At 69.0% G+C, this 16,321-nt stretch carries 18 protein-coding genes; 11 read left to right on the top strand and 7 right to left on the bottom strand.

Translation table 11 applies throughout. The annotated features are described in order from the left end of the window. Nucleotides 1-7 precede the first annotated feature (7 nt). The 3 genes from WG923_RS03525 (at nucleotide 8) to WG923_RS03515 (ending at nucleotide 4,617) form a co-directional block, all read left to right on the top strand. On the top strand, nucleotides 8-1,255 hold the full coding sequence (locus tag WG923_RS03525) for an acyl-CoA dehydrogenase family protein (protein ID WP_340349548.1): 1,248 nt from the start codon (nucleotides 8-10) through the stop codon (nucleotides 1,253-1,255). After that, a complete protein-coding gene (locus tag WG923_RS03520) occupies nucleotides 1,252-2,100 on the top strand; it encodes a M14 family murein peptide amidase A (protein ID WP_340349547.1) in 849 nt (282 codons plus the stop codon). The genes WG923_RS03525 and WG923_RS03520 overlap by 4 nt, the downstream gene beginning before the upstream one ends. A 186-nt stretch (nucleotides 2,101-2,286) precedes the next feature. Continuing rightward, nucleotides 2,287-4,617: a xanthine dehydrogenase family protein molybdopterin-binding subunit gene (locus tag WG923_RS03515; RefSeq protein ID WP_340349546.1), complete on the top strand. Its 2,331-nt coding sequence runs from the start codon at nucleotides 2,287-2,289 to the stop codon at nucleotides 4,615-4,617. Between the two features lie 139 nt (nucleotides 4,618-4,756). Here WG923_RS03515 and WG923_RS03510 read toward each other — a convergent pair whose 3' ends face one another. Beyond that, nucleotides 4,757-6,091 carry a D-amino acid dehydrogenase gene (locus WG923_RS03510; protein ID WP_340349545.1) on the bottom strand — a complete coding sequence of 445 codons (1,335 nt, stop codon included), beginning with the start codon at nucleotides 6,089-6,091 and terminating at the stop codon, nucleotides 4,757-4,759. Between the two features lie 79 nt (nucleotides 6,092-6,170). Here WG923_RS03510 and WG923_RS03505 point away from each other — a divergent pair, with 79 nt between their 5' ends. After that, a complete protein-coding gene (locus tag WG923_RS03505; RefSeq protein WP_340349544.1) occupies nucleotides 6,171-7,085 on the top strand; it encodes a LysR family transcriptional regulator ArgP in 915 nt (304 codons plus the stop codon). A gap of 7 nt (nucleotides 7,086-7,092) precedes the next feature. Here the strand turns inward: WG923_RS03505 and WG923_RS03500 are convergent, their stop codons facing one another. From WG923_RS03500 to WG923_RS03485, 4 genes are all read right to left on the bottom strand, one after another. Next, nucleotides 7,093-7,227, bottom strand: coding sequence for a hypothetical protein (locus WG923_RS03500; RefSeq protein ID WP_340349543.1), 135 nt, complete (start codon nucleotides 7,225-7,227; stop codon nucleotides 7,093-7,095). Nucleotides 7,228-7,350: 123 nt separating this feature from the next. Then, nucleotides 7,351-8,196, bottom strand: coding sequence for a metallophosphoesterase (locus WG923_RS03495; protein WP_340349542.1), 846 nt, complete (start codon nucleotides 8,194-8,196; stop codon nucleotides 7,351-7,353). 67 nt (nucleotides 8,197-8,263) lie between these two features. Beyond that, the gene (locus tag WG923_RS03490; RefSeq protein WP_340349541.1) at nucleotides 8,264-9,244 is read right to left on the bottom strand and encodes a Bug family tripartite tricarboxylate transporter substrate binding protein; all 981 of its coding nucleotides are present in this window, start codon (nucleotides 9,242-9,244) and stop codon (nucleotides 8,264-8,266) included. Between the two features lie 82 nt (nucleotides 9,245-9,326). Beyond that, complete coding sequence (locus WG923_RS03485) at nucleotides 9,327-10,280, bottom strand: LysR family transcriptional regulator (RefSeq protein WP_340349540.1); 954 nt, start codon at nucleotides 10,278-10,280, stop codon at nucleotides 9,327-9,329. A gap of 118 nt (nucleotides 10,281-10,398) precedes the next feature. Here WG923_RS03485 and WG923_RS03480 point away from each other — a divergent pair, with 118 nt between their 5' ends. The 6 genes from WG923_RS03480 to WG923_RS03455 all read left to right on the top strand — a co-directional run bounded on the left by WG923_RS03480 (nucleotide 10,399) and on the right by WG923_RS03455 (nucleotide 13,228). Further along, nucleotides 10,399-10,710 carry a hypothetical protein gene (locus WG923_RS03480; protein ID WP_340349539.1) on the top strand — a complete coding sequence of 104 codons (312 nt, stop codon included), beginning with the start codon at nucleotides 10,399-10,401 and terminating at the stop codon, nucleotides 10,708-10,710. Nucleotides 10,711-10,726: 16 nt separating this feature from the next. Continuing rightward, nucleotides 10,727-10,858: a hypothetical protein gene (locus WG923_RS03475; protein ID WP_340349538.1), complete on the top strand. Its 132-nt coding sequence runs from the start codon at nucleotides 10,727-10,729 to the stop codon at nucleotides 10,856-10,858. Nucleotides 10,859-10,869: 11 nt separating this feature from the next. Further along, nucleotides 10,870-11,088 carry a hypothetical protein gene (locus WG923_RS03470; RefSeq protein WP_340349537.1) on the top strand — a complete coding sequence of 73 codons (219 nt, stop codon included), beginning with the start codon at nucleotides 10,870-10,872 and terminating at the stop codon, nucleotides 11,086-11,088. A gap of 166 nt (nucleotides 11,089-11,254) precedes the next feature. Further along, nucleotides 11,255-11,455 carry a hypothetical protein gene (locus WG923_RS03465; RefSeq protein ID WP_340349536.1) on the top strand — a complete coding sequence of 67 codons (201 nt, stop codon included), beginning with the start codon at nucleotides 11,255-11,257 and terminating at the stop codon, nucleotides 11,453-11,455. A gap of 273 nt (nucleotides 11,456-11,728) precedes the next feature. Beyond that, complete coding sequence (locus WG923_RS03460) at nucleotides 11,729-12,007, top strand: hypothetical protein (RefSeq protein WP_340349535.1); 279 nt, start codon at nucleotides 11,729-11,731, stop codon at nucleotides 12,005-12,007. A 78-nt stretch (nucleotides 12,008-12,085) separates the two neighbouring features. Next, the gene (locus WG923_RS03455) at nucleotides 12,086-13,228 is read left to right on the top strand and encodes a sensor histidine kinase (RefSeq protein ID WP_340349534.1); all 1,143 of its coding nucleotides are present in this window, start codon (nucleotides 12,086-12,088) and stop codon (nucleotides 13,226-13,228) included. Here WG923_RS03455 and WG923_RS03450 read toward each other — a convergent pair. Beyond that, nucleotides 13,225-13,572 (bottom strand): hypothetical protein, encoded by a 348-nt coding sequence (locus WG923_RS03450; RefSeq protein ID WP_340349533.1) that lies wholly within the window; start codon nucleotides 13,570-13,572, stop codon nucleotides 13,225-13,227. The two genes, WG923_RS03455 and WG923_RS03450, sit on opposite strands and share 4 nt — an antisense overlap. A gap of 135 nt (nucleotides 13,573-13,707) precedes the next feature. Here WG923_RS03450 and WG923_RS03445 point away from each other — a divergent pair, with 135 nt between their 5' ends. After that, complete coding sequence (locus WG923_RS03445) at nucleotides 13,708-14,220, top strand: hypothetical protein (RefSeq protein WP_340349532.1); 513 nt, start codon at nucleotides 13,708-13,710, stop codon at nucleotides 14,218-14,220. A gap of 62 nt (nucleotides 14,221-14,282) precedes the next feature. Here the strand turns inward: WG923_RS03445 and WG923_RS03440 are convergent, their stop codons facing one another. Then, nucleotides 14,283-16,136 carry a phosphoenolpyruvate carboxykinase (GTP) gene (locus WG923_RS03440; protein WP_340349531.1) on the bottom strand — a complete coding sequence of 618 codons (1,854 nt, stop codon included), beginning with the start codon at nucleotides 16,134-16,136 and terminating at the stop codon, nucleotides 14,283-14,285. Nucleotides 16,137-16,321: the final 185 nt, after the last annotated feature.

The following is a 16,321-nucleotide window of genomic DNA, read 5'->3' as shown; positions in this document are numbered from 1 at the left end:
CCCCCGCATGCCCGACCTCGCCTTCACCCCCGCCGTGGGAGACCACGCCTTCACCGACGCCCAGCGCGAACTGCTGGCGCTCGCCCACACGCTCGGCCGCCAGAAGTTCGCGCCGCGCGCCGCGCAATGGGACGAGGAGGCGAGCTTCCCCTTCGCCAACTACGAGGACCTGCGCGCCGCCGGCCTGCTCGCGCTGTGCGTGCCGCGTGACCACGGCGGCCTCGGCGCCGACTACCCCACGTACATGATGGTGGCGGCGGAGATCGGCCGCTTCTGCGGCGCGACCGCGCTCACCTACAACATGCACATCTGCTCCACGCTGTGGACGGGGGTGCTGGCCGACGGCATCCCCATGACGGAAACGCAGCGGGCCGAGCACGCGCAGCGGCGCGAGCTGCACTTCCGCCGGGTGGTCGACGACGGCGCGATCTACGCCCAGCCCTTCTCGGAAGGCAGCGCCGCCGCGGCGGGGCGCGCGCCCTTCGGCACCACGGCCCGCAAGGTCGACGGCGGCTGGATCGTGAACGGCCGCAAGATCTTCGCCTCGCTCTCGGGGGCGGCCGACTACTACGGCGTGCTGTGCACCGAGGACAAGGGCGACGAGAAGCCCGATGCGCGCGACACCCTGTACCTGGCTGTGCCGGCCACCAGCGAGGGGCTGGCGGTCAGCGGCGACTGGAACCCGCTGGGCATGCGCGGCACGGTCAGCCGCAACCTCGGCTTCCAGGAAGTTTTCGTCGCCGATGCGGAACAACTGATGCCGCGCGGCGTCTACTGGAAGGGTGCGCAGACCTGGCCCGCGATGTTCTTCACGCTGGCGCCGACCTACCTGGGCCTGGCGAGCGCCGCCTACGATTTCACGGTGAGCTACCTGCGCGGGGAAGTGCCTGGCGAGCCGCCCGTGAAACGGCGGATGTATCCGACCAAGCAGATCGCGGTGGCGCAGATGCGCATCCAGCTGGAGCAGATGCGCAGCATCTTCCTGCGCGCCGTGCTGGAAGCACGGCCGAACCCTTCGAAGGACGAAAGGATGCGCCTGTATGCCGCGCAGTACACGGTGATGGAAGGCGCGAACGACATCGCGCGGCTGGCCATCCGCACCTGCGGCGGCCAGAGCATGATGAAGCACCTGCCGCTGGAGCGCATCTACCGCGACAGCCGCTGCGGCTCGCTGATGCTGCCGTGGACGGCTGAACTGGTGCTGGACCGGATGGGCCGCGAAACCCTGTACGAGGCTGGAGAGAGGGACGAGTGAAGAAGTTGTGGGTGCTGCCCGCCGCGCTGGTACTGGCGGGGGCGGTGCAGGGAGAAGTACCGCGCGTCGTGTCCAAGGGCCCTTCCGCGTGCGAGCGGCTCGGGCGGCGCCTGCCGAACGTGACGCCGCCGATGTGCGAGCGCAGCCTGCTGGTGGAAAGCGGGGCGAAATCGGTGAACGGCACGCCGCTGTACATGCGCGACATCGGGGCAGGCGACGCGAAGCTGCGCGTGCTGGTCACGGGGGCGATCCACGGCGACGAGCTGTCCTCGGCCTCGGTGGCGCTGCACTGGATGCGCCTTGCCGCCGAGGAACAGGTGCAGATGCCGCAGGCGGTGCACTGGCGCTTCGTGCCGGTGCTGAACCCGGACGGCCTGTTCGCCCAGCCGCCGACGCGCACCAACGCGCACGGGGTGGACCTGAACCGCAACTTCCCCACGCCGAACTGGGAGCGCGACGCGCCCGTGTACTGGCAGAAGCGCACGAAGAAGGACCCGCGCCGCTGGCCGGGCCCGAAGCCGCTGTCGGAGCCCGAGTCGCGCTTCCTGCACGAGCAGATGCAGAGCTTCAAGCCGCACCTGATCGTGGCGATCCACGCGCCCTACGGCGTGCTCGATTTCGACGGGCCGTCGGTGCCGCCGTCGCGGCTGGGCCGGCTCTACCTCGACCAGGTCGGCATCTTCCCGGGGTCGCTGGGCAATTACGGCGGCGTGCACAAGGGTGTGCCGGTCGTGACCGTCGAACTGCCCAACGCCCTGCGCACGCCGCTGGACGCGGAGATGCGCCAGATGTGGCTGGACCTGCTGCGCTGGACGGCGGCGAAGATTCCGGGCGACCCGCGGTAAAAGAGCTCCCCGCCGGTCGGGTTCGCCGCAGGCTGGAGGTGAGCCTCGCGAACCCCAGCGATCGCGCGAAGCGCTGGGGTTCGGCCTTCGGCGCTCACCGCCAGCCTGCGGAACGCACGCCGCATGCGGGATGCACGCCGCGTGCGGGGATGCACGTCCGCCGGTTTTTGGGCAGACTCCACCCCCATGACCACCGCCACCCCAGACATCGTGACGCGTTTCGGCAGCGGCCGGGCCGTCCAGCGCATCGAGGACGAAGGCCTGCTCAAGGGCCTGGGGCAGTACACCGACGACATCGCACCCGAGGGGCAGCTGCGTGCCGTGTTCGTGCGCTCGCCCTATCCGCACGCGCGCATCGCCTCCATCGACACTTCCACGGCCGCCTCCATGCCGGGCGTGGTGAAGGTCGCGACCGGGGCCGAGCTGGTCCAGGCGGGCGTGAAGGAAATCCCGACCAATCCCGCCTTCAGGCGTGCCGACGGTTCCCCGGCAGCCACCGCGCCGCGCCGGGCGCTGGCGCACGAGCGCGTGCGCTACGTCGGCGAGCCGGTGGCGATCGTGGTGGCCGAGTCGCTGCAGCAGGCGCGCGACGCCGCCGAAGCGATCTTCGTCGACTACGAGGAACTGCCCTGCGTGGTCGACCTCGAGGAGGCCACCACGCCCGGGGCGCCCGTGATCTGCGAGCAGGCCCCCGACAACGTCGCGGCGGAGATGCGCTTCGGCGATGCGAACAAGGCCGCCGCTGCCTTCGAGCAGGCCGCACACGTCGTGCAGCTGAAGATCGTCAACCAGCGGGTCGCCGCGGTCTCGATCGAACCGCGCTCCGTGCTGGCCTGGGTGGCGGAGGACGGCCGCCTCACCCTGCGCATGAGCAGCCAGATGCCTTCGGGCGTGCGCAACTCGCTCGCCAACGACATCCTCGGCATCGGCCGCGACAAGGTGCGCGTGACGGTGGGCGACGTCGGCGGCGGCTTCGGGATGAAGACCGGCATCTACCCGGAGGACGCCGCCGCCGCCTGGGCCGCTTGGACGCTGAAGAAGCCGGTGAAGTGGATCGCCGACCGCAGCGAGGAATTCCTCTCCTCCTTCCACGGCCGCGACCAGCAGGCGCAGGCGGAGCTCGCGCTGGCGGGCGACGGCCGCATCCTCGCGATGCGCCTGCGCACCCTGGCCAACGTCGGCGCCTACGCGACGGCGACGGGCATGACGATTCCCATGGTGGTCGGCCCGTGGGTCCAGACCAGCGTGTACGACATCCCCCTGATCGACTTCCACATCCGCTGCGTGATGACCAACACGGCCTGCACCGCGGCCTATCGCGGCGCGGGCCGGCCCGAGGCGATCTTCATCATCGAGCGCCTGATGGACGAGGCGGCGCGCCAGACCGGCATCGACCGCATCGAACTGCGCCGGCGCAATTTCGTGCGGCCCGAGCAGATGCCGTACAGGAATCCGATGGGGCAGGTGTACGACGTCGGCCGCTTCGAGATGATCATGGAGGAAGGCCTGGACCTGGCCGACTGGAGCGGCTTCGAGGCGCGCGCGGCGGACAGCAAGGCGCGCGGCAAGTTGCGCGGGCTGGGCATCTCCACCTTCCTCGAGTGGACCAGCGGCAACTCCTTCGAGGAGCGCATCACAGTCGACGTCAAGGCCGACGGCATCATCGAGGTGTTCTCCGCGGTCAACCAGATGGGGCAGGGGATTGCCACGACGCTGGCGCAGCTGGTGGTGGACGTGTTCAAGGTGCCCATCGACCAGGTGCGCGTGGTGCTGGGCGACACGGACCGCGGCGACGGCTTCGGCAGCGCCGGCTCGCGCTCGCTCTTCATCGGCGGCTCCGCGCTGCACCTCGGATCCATCAAGACGCTGGACACCGCGCGCGAGCTGGCGGCCAGGTCGCTCGAAGCTTCCGCCGCGGACCTGGAGTACACGGAAGGGCGCTTCGCGGTGAAGGGCACCGACGTGGGTATCGGCCTGTTCGAGCTGGCGGCCAAGCAGCCGGGCGGGCACATCTTCACCGACCACACCAGCTCCGTGCAGGGGCCGAGCTGGCCCAACGGCTGCCACGTGAGCGAGGTGGAGATCGATCCGCGGACCGGCGCCGTGGAGGTGGTGCGCTATGCGAGCGTGAACGACGTCGGCCGGGTGGTGAACCCGATGATCGTGCGCGGCCAGCTCGATGGCGGCGCGGTGCAGGGCATCGGGCAGGCGCTGTACGAGCACGTGGTCTACGACCGCGCCAGCGGCCAGCTGGTGACCGGCAGCCTGATGGACTATGCGGCGCCGCGCGCGGACATCGTGGAGTGCGAATTCGTGACGGAGATGAACCAGACGGTGCCGTGCACGACCAACCCGCTGGGGGCCAAGGGGGTGGGCGAGCTGGGCACGATCGGCGCGGCGCCCAGCATCGTGAATGCGGTGGCCGATGCGCTCGCGCGCGCGGGGCGCAAGGAAGCCGCGGCGGAGATCCAGATGCCGCTCACGCCGGCGAAGGTGTGGGCGGTGCTCAACGGCTGACGGGGAAAACCGAAATACCGGACGCAGAGGGCGCGAAGGGTACGCAGAGGACGCAAAGAAAGCCTTTAAAGGATGTTCTTCTGCGTCCTCTGCGTACCCTTCGCGTCCTCTGCGTCCGGCTGTCGGGTTTTGGATTCCCTTACGCGTTCAGCGACAGCTCGCCCTCGCCCCGGAAGCTATTCGCCGGCTCGAAGCCGTAGAACCTGAAGTTCATCCGCGGCATCCGCCCGCTGATCAGCTCCGCCATTGCCTTGCCGGAGCCGGCGCCATGCGTCCAGCCCAGCGTGCCGTGGCCCGCGTTGACCCACAGGCCGCCCACGCGGGTGCGGCCGATGTACGGGATGTTGGTCGGCGTCGCGGGACGCAGGCCGCTCCAGAACTTCGGGTCGCCGCCTTCTTCCGGCAGCCGCGTGTCGCACACGCCCGGCAGCACCTTCTCGATGCGCGCGGCCAGCATGCGGCAGCGGTCCTGCGCCAGCTGCGAGTCCAGCGTCGCGTCGTAACCCGACACCTCGATGGTGCCCGCCACGCGCAGCTCGTCACCCAGCCGGCTCATCGCCACCTTCACCTCGTCGTCGATGCTGCTCACGAGGGGCGCGTCCGCGGGCTTCTTCAGCTTGAAGGTGGCGCTGTAGCCCTTGCCGGGGTAGATCGGCAGGTCCACGCCCACCTGGCGCAGCAGCGGCGCGGTGTAGGAGCCGCAGGCCACGACCACGTCGTCGGCCGCGAGGCGCTGCACGATGCCGGTGGCGCGGTCGCGGATGCGCACCGCGGCGATCTCGCCGCCGGCGGTTTCCAGCCGCTCGACGTCCTGGTTGAACAGGAACTGCACGCCGCGCGCCGCGCACAGCTGCGCCAGCTTCTGCGTGAACACGCGCGCATCGCCGCTCTCGTCGGTCGACGTGTAGGTGCCACCGACGATGTTGTCGAAGTTGCGGAAGGCCGGCTCGATGGCGAACAGCTCGTCGCGGCTCACCACCTTGCGGTCCACGCCGTACCTCTGCATCAGCTCGGCCGCGACACCGGCGTCCTCGAAGGCCTTCTGGTCGGTGTAGAAGTGCGCGATGCCCTTCTCGAGCCGGTTGTATTCGATGCCGGTGGCGCCCACGACATCCTTCAGCGCGGCGTGGCTGTACGCGCCCAGGGCGACCAGCTGCTGCACGTTGCGCTCGAAGGCCGCGTCGTTGCACTGGCCCAGGAATTCCAGGCCCCAGCGCCATTGCTGCCAGTCCAGCTTCGGGCGGAACAGCAGCGGCGCGTCGTTGCGGAACATCCACTTGAGCAGTTTCGCCGGCGCATGCCGGTTGGCCCAGGGCTCGCAGTAGCTCACCGAGATCTGCGCCGCGTTGGCGAAGCTGGTCTCCAGCGCGGCATCGGGCTGGCGGTCGACCACGATGACTTCGTGGCCGCGTTCGGCCAGGTGCCACGCGGTGCTGATGCCGATGATGCCGGCGCCGAGAACGAGGGTCTTCATAGGCCGAAAGTTTGGGGCAGGCCGGCCGATTCCAAAAGCCGAATTAAACTGTTTGCAGGATCATCAGATCTTCTAATCCATGCAGTCGTTCGACCCCGCGGCGCTGGAATGCCTGGCCGCCATCGTGGAGGAGGGCGGCTTCGACCGCGCCGCCCAGCGCCTGAGCATCACGCAATCCGCAGTCTCGCAGCGGCTGCGCGCGCTGGAAGCGCAGGTGGGCACGGTGCTGGTGGTGCGCAGCCGCCCGATCCGCCCCACCGCAGCCGGGCAGCTGCTGCTCAAGCACACCCGGCAGATGAGGCTGCTGCGCGTGGACATCGAGCGCGAGCTGCGCGAGCTCGCGCCGAGCTCGGCGGGCGGCGCGCGCGAGGAAGGGCGCATCTCCATCGCCGTCAACGCCGACAGCATCGCCACCTGGGCCCTGCCTGCGCTCGATGCCCTCGCGCGCCAGGGCCTGCCGCTGGAGATCATCACCGACGACCAGGACCACACGCACGAATGGCTGCGCGAGGGACAGGTGCTCGGTTGCGTGACCACCGTCAAGCAGGCGCTGCGAGGCTGCAAGGTGCTGCCGCTCGGTGCGATGCACTACGTGGGCATCGCGCAGGCCGCGTATGCCCGCGAGAAGCTGCCGCAGGGCCTCACGGCGCACAACTTCCGCGACACGCCCTTCGTGGCCTTCAATCGCAAGGACGACATGCAGGCGGAATTCGTGGGCCGCGCCTTCGGCCTGCGGCGCGTGTCACTGCACCAGCTGTTCGTCCCGAGTTCGGAAGGGCAGGTGCGCGCCGTGCTTGCGGGCTGGGGCGTGAGCGTGGTGCCGGAGCTGCTGGTGCGCGGGCTGGTCGCGCAGGGCGCACTCGTGAATGTCGCACCGCAGGCACAGGTGCCGGTGCAGCTGTATTGGCATTGCTGGAACCTGGAGTCCGCGGTGCTGGACCAGCTGACCGCGGCGCTCACGCGGGCGGCGCGCGAAGCGCTCACCGCCGCCTGATGCGCCTTCAGCGCGGCGTGCCGGCGCCGTGCGAGGATTCGACGTCGAAGAAGCCCAGACCCGCGGGGGACGCGAAGGCGAGCAGGACCGCAGCGACCACCGCAACGATCCAGGCGAGGGTCTGAGTCCAGAGCGGCTTCATGACAGCCTCCGCGGGAGTTGTTGTTGCGGTTGAAGTGTGCGCTTGCGCGTGCATCCTTCACGCATCGGGCATGTAAAGGGCGCGGGAAAGTTGTTCCGAATCGCACGTGCTTACGCAGCGTGCTTACAGCGTCGCCGGAACGTCGAGACGCGCGAGGTCGAGGACGAACGTTTCGCGAAAACCTTCCTGTTCGCCCTTGCCTGCGTAGCCGAGCGTGTTGGCCACCACGCGGCAGCCGCGTTCCACGTAATCGTGCTGGCAATGCAGGTGGCCATGCAGCCAGAACTGCGCCTGCTCCAGCAGGTCCTCGAGCGAATTGCAGAAGCCGGCGGCGGCCGGCGTGATGCCGTAGCGCGGATCGTGACTGCGCAGGCTGGGCGCGAAATGCGTGACGACCACCGTGGTGCCCTCGAAGGGCTGCGCGAGCGCCTCGCGCAGCCAAGCCTCGCACACCAGCGCCTGCTCGCGCCAGCCCTGCGCCAGCATCATCTCGCCGTGGCGCATCGCCGCGGCCTTCTGCAGGTAGAAGTTGGCCGCGCGGAAGGCCTTGTGGCGCTGCTTCAATGCGTCCTGCAGCGTGGGTTCGGGCTGGCCGGGGCGGTGGAGCAGGGCATCGAAGTCGGCCCACAGGGTGGTGCCGACGAAGCGCACGTCGCCTGCCACGTGCACCTCGCGTTCCAGCCAGGTGATGCCGAGACGCTCGCAGCTTGCGCGCAGGCGCTCGTGCGTCGCGTCGAAATCGAGGTTGTCGTATTCGTGGTTGCCCGGCACATAGAGCACGGGAACGGGCCAGGCGCCCAGGCGCGGCGAGAAGCGCGCCAGGCCGAAGTCGCTGTCTTCCAGCTTCGAGTTGCGCTGGTAGGAGCCGATGTCGCCGGCGAGCACCAGCAGGTCGGCCTCCGGCGCGGGCCGCGGCCGGTAGGACGGATGGCCCTCCAGGTGGAGGTCGGACATCAGCTGGATCTTCACGCGCCCATTGTGCAGTCGCGCGCCGGGCACGCCGCGCCGGGCGGCCCGCCTTCCGGGTGTCGGACGACTACAGCTTCACGCCTGCGGCTTTCACGGTGGGCGCGAGCTGGCCGACCTGCTCCCGGACGAAACCGGCGAAGGCCGGCTGGCTCACCGGCGAGGTGGTGATGCCCAGCTCCACCATCTTGCGCTTGATGTCGGCGCTGGCGAGGATCTCGTTGACGGCGGTGTTCAGCCGCGCCACCACGTCGGCCGGCATCTTCGCCGGGCCGGAAAGGCCGAAGAAGTTGTCCAGCACCAGCTTGCGGTGGCCGGTCTCCACCACGCTGGGCACGTCCGGCGCCAGCGGCGAGCGGTTGGCGGAGGTCACTGCCAGCGGCACGATCTGGCCGCTCTTGAAATAGGGGACGAAGGCGGTGATCACGTCGATGCCCACCGGCACCACCCCGGAGATCAGGTCCGTCGTCATCGGTGCACCACCGCGGTACGGCACGTGCACCATGTTGAGGGCCAGCTCCTTCTTCATCAGCTCGCCGTAGATGTGGCCGATGGAGGCCGGGCCGCCGGAGCCGAAGTCCAGCCGGCCGTTCTTCCTCGCCAGCGCTTCCAGGTCCGCGATCGTCTTCAGGCCTGCCTTCGGGTTGGCCATCACCACGCAGGGCGCGGTGCCGATCAGGGCGATGTGGGTGAAGCCCTCCACCGGGTCGTAGGGCTGCTTTTCCAGCGCGAACGGCCCGATCGAGATCGGCGTGGAGTTCGACAGCATCAGCGTGTAGCCGTCCGCCGGCGCCTGCGTGACCAGCAGCCCGCCCACGCTGCCGCCGGCGCCCGGGCGGTTGTCCACCACGAAGGCCTGGCCCAGCTTCGCCCCGAGCTGGTCCGCCAGGGTGCGCGCCACGATGTCGCTGGCGCCGCCGGCCGGGAAGGTCACGACGATGCGGACCGGCTTGTCGGGCCAGGCGGCGAAGGCGGGCAGGGCGACGCTGGCGGCGCCGGCGGAAACCGCCTGCAGGAAGCGGCGGCGGCTGGGGGCGGAGGTACGGTGCATGCGGGGGTCCTTCATCGGCGAAAACGCCGGCGCGCGAGCATGCAACGCGCATGCCACAGCCGTCTTGACGCAAGCCTAATGCTTAGTGGAAAGCCTTGCCAGCGGCGGAGGCGACCGCGACGCGCAGCCACGCGTGGTCGCTGCGCTGGCCCTGGCGGCGGTGCCAGAGCGCGTCCACGTGCACCGGCGGCACGTGGAACGGCAGTTCGCGCTGCTCCAGTGCGCCGGCCCGCCCGGTGGAGCCGATGAAATGCTTGGGCAGCACGGTGAGCAGGTCGGAGGTCTCCACCACCAGGCCGGCGGTGAAGAACTGGTTGACCGTCAGCACCACGCGCCGGCTCTGGCCGATGGCTGCCAGGGCCTCGTCGATGAAGCCGAACGGGCGGCCGGAGAAGCTCACGAGCATGTGGCGGGCGCTGCAGAAGCGCTCCAGCGTCAGCGGGTCGGCCGCCAGGGGGTGGCCCTTGCGCATCACGCAGATGTAGACGCCGTCGTACAGCCGCTCGTATTCGAAGGCGCCCATGCCGGTGGCCTGCTCCTGGGCGGTCATGTCGGCGATCACGGCCGGGAAATACCCGACCGCCAGGTCGATCACGCCTTCCTCCAGCATCCGCCGCGGGTCGCGGGTGGTGAGGGGGAGCACCCGGACCGAGATGCCCGGCGCTTCGCGCTCCATGATCTCCACCAGGCCCGGCATGACTTCGGCCGCCGTGGCGTCCGCCATCGCCAGGGTGAAGGTGTTGGTGGCCTCGGCCGCCACGAACTGGCCCGGGGCGAGCGTGGCCTCGAGCTGGCGCAAGGCGTCGCTGACGGACGGCCACAGGGCCAGCGCCCGGGCCGTGGGCTCCACGCCGTAGCCGCTGCGCGTCACCAGCCGGTCGTCCAAGGCGTCCCGCAGCCGGTTCAGGGCGTTGCTCACCGCCGGCTGGGTCATGGACAGGTTGCGGGCCGCCCGGGTGAGGTTGCGCTCGGCCATGACCTGGTCGAAGACCCGCAGCAGGTTGAGGTCCAGGGTCCGGAAGTTGGGGCTTTTCATACGATCAGTGAATGATATGCATCACTAATCAAAAGTAGGCAAATATCAGGGTCATCCCTAGTATTCAAGCACGCACTTGGCAATACCGCCACAAGCGACCAACCAAGGGGATCACAAAATGGCAAGCTTCATCCGCATTCACTACCCGGCCCAACACGCTGGCGTCGCCCGCGTCGAACAGGCGATCAAGACGATCGGCGGCTACAGCGCCACCCACGCGCTGCTGCACGGCTTGGCCGTCCTGGGCACCCCCTTCACCCGCCTCGCCGCCCGCGCCCGCCTGGGCATGGCCGCCTGGCGCGAAGAGCGCAAGCAGCGCGAGGAAGACCGCAAGCTGTGGAACCTGGCCCTCACGGACGCCCGCGTCATGGCCGACCTCAGCCGTGCGATGAGCCAGGACGCCCTGCGCGACGGCAGCCGCTACTTCTAAGACCCGGAAACCCGCCATGGCCGCCGTCCTGAACAACGCAATCATTGTCGTCGCGATGCGCCTGCTCACCCAGCTGCCCAGCCTCGACGACCTGCTGCGCTCCATGAACAGCGAAGAAGCGCTGCGCGACGGCAGCCGGTATCTCTGAAAGACCCGCGAATGACTGCCAGCCTGCACAACAGCCTCATCCTCGTGGCCAGCCAGCTGGTCCGCAGCCTGCCGGCGCCGGTGCTGCGTGCCCTCGATGCCTGGTCGCACCGGGTGGCCCGCCGCCGAGCCCTGAAGCGCCAGCAGAAGTGGCAACGGCAGAAGGCCGCCAAGGCGGCGGCCGCTGCCGCTCCTGCCGCGGCGTACCACCTCAAGCCCTGGCGCGATTGAGGCGAGCGTTTCGCGCGGCCACCGAGCCGCGCACCCCGGGGCCCCCCAACAGCCCCGCGAAAAGGCCACCGGGAGGTGGCCTTTTCATCCCCGCGGTGCCCCCGGTGCGACTAAGCTCGCATCCTTCCTGCATTGCAGCAGCAGCGGACCTGGGAGCGAACGGCATATGAGCGACCTCGATCCCGCTTTTCAGCAGGCGTTGGAGAGGGCCCAGCGCGAGGAGGTCGAGTCGCTGCGGGAGGCCGTCGACTTGCTGCAGTCCCATGCGTCACGGGACAGGGTCGAGGCGGCCTACAAGCGGTGCGAGCTGGCGCGCGCCAGGAAGAACGAACTGCTGAGACGCGCCGGGAAACTGCCCCTGCTGTAGGACTGCGGCGCGAGCTTGCAGCTGCGCAGCATGCGGCTGTGGCCGGGAGTACACTGCCTCCTCTGTCCCACGCCAGCCGGCTACCCTCGTGCCCTTAGCCGCCGAGCATCTGCTCAGGATCTCCGCTCCAGCACTTCCCTTCGAGGTGCAGAAGTGCAAGATTTCCCTCCGGTTTCCCCACAGCCATTTCCTCCCTTTGCCGCCAATGAATCTCTGAGCCGGCGTGCGCGCGTGTTCCAGCTCGCTGCCGCCGTCGACGCGTACGAGCTGTGCATGTCGCAGCTCACGGAGAACTGGTTCGACAGCCGCTCCTACGCCGCTGCCGAAGCCGCCATCTGGGAAGTGCGCTCGCACGGCGTGGCACTCGCGGACTTCAGCGTCCGCGCCCTCGAACTGTGCATTGCGCATGCGGAGCTCATTGCGCTCCTGTGGCGCCAGGACGCTGGCAGCTCCGGTCCGCAAGGGGACTTGAGCGCTGCCAGGATTCGCCGCCGGGGCGCGTCCATCGTGCTCAAGAACGCGTGTCTTCACGCGCTGCGGTTTGCCGATTAGGCGGCTCGCCCTTTGCGCCAGCGCATACTGGGATCGTCAGACGGTCGCATGCTCACACGTCTGGGCGGAGGTCGAGCCATGCATGAATTCCTGAATCACAACCGGGACGAGCTGATCGAGCGCTGCAAGGCCAAGGTCGCCCAGCGCCCGCAACGGGCCGCCACTCCCGAACAACTGAAGAACGGCGTTCCCCTGTTCCTGGAGCAGTTGACGCAGACGCTGCGTGCCGAGAAGGAAGGGGATGCCGGTGACAGCCTCCGAATTTCCGGCGCGGCGGGCGGCGATGCGAGTGCGCTGTCCGAAATCGGGGTGACGGCCACCGCGCACGGCAAGCAGTTGCTGGAACTCGGGTACACGGTCAACCAGGTCGTCCACGACTATGGCGACCTGTGCCAGGCGATCACCGACCTGGCCGTGGAACGGGATGCGCCGTTCAGCGTCGACGAATTCAGGACGCTGAACCGCTGCCTGGACAACGCCATTGCGGATGCGGTGACGGAGTTCAGCGCGCAGCGGGACTTGACCTTGTCCCGCCGTCACTCCGCGGAATCCAATGAGCGACTGGGCTTCCTGGTGCACGAATTGCGCAACTCCCTCCACACGGCCTCGCTCGCCTTCGCCGCATTGCAGACCGGCCAGTTGCCGATTTCCGGCGCGACCGGCGCCGTGCTGGGTCGCAGCCTGGTGGCGCTCACCTCGCTCGTCAACCACGCGCTCGACGAGGTGCGGGAGGTCGCAGCGCCGCGGCTGGACCGCGAAGTGTTCTCGCTCGCGTCCTTCGTGGCCGACGCCGGCAACGCCGCGCTCCTGGACGCGAATGCCCGGGGCTGTCCGTTCACGGTGAGGAACGTGGACCCCCGGCTCGCAGTCGATGGGCCGCGCGAGCTTCTGCTGGGCGCGCTCGTGAACCTGCTCCAGAACGCCTTCAAGTTCACGCGGCCGCACACGGAGGTCTCGCTGAGCGCGCATGCGGGCGAGGACGCAGCCGTGTTCATCGACGTGGCGGACCACTGCGGCGGACTCGCGCCGGGCGCCGCCGAAGTCATGTTCAAGCCTTTCACCCGACGCCACGACGACCGGAGCGGGCTGGGACTCGGGCTGTCGATTGCCCGGGAAACCGTGGAGGCGGCCGGGGGCACGTTGAGCGTGCGGGACGTGCCAGGGACAGGATGCGTGTTCACCATCCGCCTGCGCCGGCACCGGCAGGCCATGCCGGCCTAGCAGACCGGCAGCAGGCTGTCCCCGAGCCGCTCGGCCTCTTCCCGCAGCACCACGACCTTGCGCTGCAGGTCGCGGAACACGTCCAGCGCCTCCAGCAGGTCCGCCCCGCTCACGTCCTCGAAGCTGCGCTCCGCCGACAGCACCAGCAGCGCCATGTGCAGGTACGACCGGCACCGGGCGCGCACCTGGTCGGCGTGCCGGTAGGCACCCGTCGGCGGAAGGAAGTCCTCGATGTTGCGGGCGACGGTGGCGATTTCCGCCGCCAGGCCGACCACGTCGAGGCGCACCAGCTCACGGTCGTCGCGCGGCTCTTGCCACCAACTCCAGGAAGGAACGCGAAACATGTAGCCGCAAGTGTAGTGAGGTAACGACGCGTAAAACAACCCGGTCCTCGCCGGCCAGCCCGACGGTAGCTACCGCCCGTCTCGTGCCCCGGCCCGTGTCAGGAAGCTTGCGCGGCCCGCTCCTAGCATGGGCTCGTGTTCAACCCAGGCATCCTGGTGGAGCGGATTCTGGAACTTCTTTCACTCACCCTCGCGGCAGCCGCGGGCGCGGCCTGTATCGGCGGCGCAACGGCCTTCGTCTGGAAACGGCGCCAGGACGACGACACCTCCCGGGACATCCTGCGCCTCGCCGCCGAGATCGACGGCGTCGCGGCCGGCATCGAAACCGACCTGGAAGGCGCGGCCGACGATCCCCCGTGCGTGGTCTTTCGCCAGCGTTCCCGCGAAGCGCGCGAACGGGCGCTGCAGGCGCTGGCGCAAGGCAAGGCCCTCAAGCTGCAGGAGCGGGAGGCGCTGATCACCACCCTGCTGCTGCTGCACGACGACCACCGCCGCGTCGTGGACCTGCGCTCCGACGTGGATCGCGCGCTGGCGCGCAAGGCGCAGGCCGCGGGCGAGGACCGCAGCCGCGTCATCAACTTCGGTCGCACCAGGCCCTCGTGCTGGCCCACGAGCTCGCTGCTCACGCGGCCTTCGACCTTCGGCTAGTGCGGCGAGACGCATGAAAAAAGGCCACCGCGAGGTGGCCTTCTTCCTGGGCGCGGCGCGCCTCAGGCCTTGAGCCGCTGCTCGATCTGCGCCTTGGTCGCCTTGAGTTCGGGCGGCAGGTGGTATGCGAGCTGCTGGAACAGTTCCTGGTGCAGTTCCAGCTCCTTCATCCAGGCGTCGCGGTCGATGCCGATCACCTTGGCGAACTGCTCCGGCGTGAACGCCAGGCCCTGCCAGTTCAGCTCCTCGTACTTCGGGCTGATGCCGAACACGTTCCGCGCGCCTTCGGCGTGGCCCTCGATGCGGTCGACCATCCACTTGAGCACGCGCATGTTCTCGCCGTAGCCGGGCCACACGAACTTGCCGTCGTCGCCCTTGCGGAACCAGTTGGTGGTGAAGATGCGCGGCAGCCTGGCGCCCTGGGCCTGGAGCTTGCGGCCCATGTCGAGCCAGTGCTGGAAGTAGTCGCTCATGTTGTAGCCCGTGAAGGGCAGCATGGCGAAGGGGTCGCGGCGGACCACGCCGACCTGGCCGACGATGGCGGCGGTGGTCTCGGAGCCCATCGTCGCGGCCATGTAGACGCCCTCGACCCAGCTCTGGGCCTCGGTCACCAGCGGCACGGTGGTGGAGCGGCGGCCGCCGAAGATGAAGGCGTCGATCGGCACGCCGTTCGGGTCGTCCCACGCCGGGTCGAGCACCGGGTTGTTGGTGGCGGCCACGGTGAAGCGGGCGTTGGGGTGGGCGGCCTTGGCGCCGGTCTCCTTGGCCGTTTGGGGCGTCCAGTCCTTGCCCTGCCAGTCGATCAGGTGCGCGGGCGCCTGCTCCGTCAGGCCCTCCCACCAGACGTCACCGTCGTCGGTGAGCGCCACGTTGGTGAAGATCACGTCCCGGTCCAGGCTCGACAGGCAGTTCGGGTTGGTCTGCATGTTGGTGCCGGGGGCCACGCCGAAGTAGCCGGCTTCCGGGTTGATCGCGTACAGGCGGCCGTCGTCATGCGGCTTGATCCAGGCGATATCGTCGCCGATCGTGGTGACCTTCCAGCCCTCGAAGCCCGTGGGCGGCACCAGCATGGAGAAGTTGGTCTTGCCGCAGGCCGACGGGAAGGCGGCGGCGATGTGGTACTTCTTGCCCTGCGGGTTGGTCACGCCCAGGATCAGCATGTGCTCGGCCAGCCAGCCCTGGTCGCGCGCCATGTTGGAGGCGATGCGCAGCGCGAAGCACTTCTTGCCCAGGAGCGCGTTGCCGCCGTAGCCGGAGCCGTACGACCAGATCTCGCGCGTCTCCGGGTAGTGGACGATGTACTTGGTCTTGTTGCAGGGCCAGGCGCTGTCCTGCTGGCCCGGCTGCAGCGGCGCGCCCACGGTGTGCAGGCAGGGCACGAACTCGCCCTCGACGCCCAGCACGTCGTATACCGCGCGGCCCATGCGGGTCATGATGCGCATGTTGACGGCCACGTACGGGCTGTCGGACAGCTCGATGCCGACGTGGGAGATGTGCGAGCCTAGCGGCCCCATCGAGAACGGCACGACGTACATCGTGCGGCCGCGCATGCAGCCGTCGAACAGCGGCTGCAGGGTGGCGCGCATTTCGGCCGGGGCGACCCAGTTGTTGGTCGGGCCGGCATCTTCCTTGCGCTGCGAGCAGATGAAGGTGCGGTCTTCCACGCGGGCGACGTCGCTCGGGTCCGACAGCGCCAGGAACGAACCGGGACGCTTGGCCGGGTTCAGCTTCCTGAACGTGCCCTTGTCCACCAGCTGCTGGCACAGGCGCTCGTATTCCTCCTGGCTGCCGTCGCACCAGTAGACCTGGTCCGGCTTGCACAGGGCGACCATGTCGGCCACCCAGGCGATCAGGCGGGCGTTCTTCACGAACGAGGGGGTCTGGAGATTCAGGCCCTGCATCACGGGAGAGTTCATACCTCGAGCTCCTAAATGAAAGCGTGTTTCCAAAGGGAGCTTGGGGGCTGTGTCTCGGCAGCCCGGTGCGCGCCCTTTCAAAACAGGCTTCGGCTCCGTCGGCTGGGGGCGGGGCGGGGCGCCACCGCGGGGTCGTCTGGAGGGGTGCCCATTTTAGGGAGCGGAGCTAAACCGTTCCTGTCGTT

This window comes from Ramlibacter sp. AN1133, assembly GCF_037890035.1.
In the GTDB taxonomy this organism is placed as follows: domain Bacteria; phylum Pseudomonadota; class Gammaproteobacteria; order Burkholderiales; family Burkholderiaceae_C; genus Ramlibacter.
The sequence above is the reverse complement of the archived record's forward strand: the minus strand, read 5'-3'. Positions and strand labels throughout refer to the sequence as shown.

Coding starts and splice junctions, on each gene's coding strand:
- WG923_RS03525 (WP_340349548.1), top strand. CDS start 8: ATGCCCGACCTCGCCTTCACCCCCGCCGTGGGAGACCACGCCTTCACC.
- WG923_RS03515 (WP_340349546.1), top strand. CDS start 2,287: ATGACCACCGCCACCCCAGACATCGTGACGCGTTTCGGCAGCGGCCGG.
- WG923_RS03510 (WP_340349545.1), bottom strand. CDS start 6,091: ATGAAGACCCTCGTTCTCGGCGCCGGCATCATCGGCATCAGCACCGCG.
- WG923_RS03505 (WP_340349544.1), top strand. CDS start 6,171: ATGCAGTCGTTCGACCCCGCGGCGCTGGAATGCCTGGCCGCCATCGTG.
- WG923_RS03500 (WP_340349543.1), bottom strand. CDS start 7,227: ATGAAGCCGCTCTGGACTCAGACCCTCGCCTGGATCGTTGCGGTGGTC.
- WG923_RS03490 (WP_340349541.1), bottom strand. CDS start 9,244: ATGCACCGTACCTCCGCCCCCAGCCGCCGCCGCTTCCTGCAGGCGGTT.
- WG923_RS03485 (WP_340349540.1), bottom strand. CDS start 10,280: ATGAAAAGCCCCAACTTCCGGACCCTGGACCTCAACCTGCTGCGGGTC.
- WG923_RS03480 (WP_340349539.1), top strand. CDS start 10,399: ATGGCAAGCTTCATCCGCATTCACTACCCGGCCCAACACGCTGGCGTC.
- WG923_RS03475 (WP_340349538.1), top strand. CDS start 10,727: ATGGCCGCCGTCCTGAACAACGCAATCATTGTCGTCGCGATGCGCCTG.
- WG923_RS03470 (WP_340349537.1), top strand. CDS start 10,870: ATGACTGCCAGCCTGCACAACAGCCTCATCCTCGTGGCCAGCCAGCTG.
- WG923_RS03465 (WP_340349536.1), top strand. CDS start 11,255: ATGAGCGACCTCGATCCCGCTTTTCAGCAGGCGTTGGAGAGGGCCCAG.
- WG923_RS03460 (WP_340349535.1), top strand. CDS start 11,729: ATGTCGCAGCTCACGGAGAACTGGTTCGACAGCCGCTCCTACGCCGCT.
- WG923_RS03455 (WP_340349534.1), top strand. CDS start 12,086: ATGCATGAATTCCTGAATCACAACCGGGACGAGCTGATCGAGCGCTGC.
- WG923_RS03450 (WP_340349533.1), bottom strand. CDS start 13,572: ATGTTTCGCGTTCCTTCCTGGAGTTGGTGGCAAGAGCCGCGCGACGAC.
- WG923_RS03440 (WP_340349531.1), bottom strand. CDS start 16,136: ATGAACTCTCCCGTGATGCAGGGCCTGAATCTCCAGACCCCCTCGTTC.